General features: G+C 47.6%; 1 protein-coding gene. It reads left to right on the top strand.

The genetic code is table 11. The features are described 5' to 3' along the window. On the top strand, positions 1 to 313 hold a 313-nt coding region (locus PTSHG_RS09865; RefSeq protein WP_042230727.1), incomplete at both ends, for a hypothetical protein.

The raw sequence follows: 313 nt of genomic DNA, 5'->3' as shown, positions 1-313 counted from the left end.
ACATCCACAAAGTTTTGACGGCTGGCTGCAATCAGTTATTCGTCTGAATGAAGAAGAAATGGCTACGTATGCTGAACAAGCTGTTGCTCCGATTATTGAAGAAAAAAGACCTGTGCGTAAACCGACACTACAAGTAACGGCTGCAAAACGTGTACAACCTGTAGTACCACCGCAACCTGTCACAGGACCAGCAGAAGAAGTATTTGAAGACGACATGTCGTTGCCAGTCGCACCGTCTGTTGTACAGCCACCAATGACCCAACAAGTAACACCGTCACAACAGCAACCGTCGCCATATGTAGATCCTGCGACG

This window comes from Peptoniphilus senegalensis JC140 (assembly GCF_000321025.1).
Classification (GTDB): domain Bacteria; phylum Bacillota; class Clostridia; order Tissierellales; family Peptoniphilaceae; genus Peptoniphilus_A; species Peptoniphilus_A senegalensis.
Note: the sequence above shows the minus strand (reverse complement) of the source record. Positions and strands in the feature narration are given on the sequence as shown.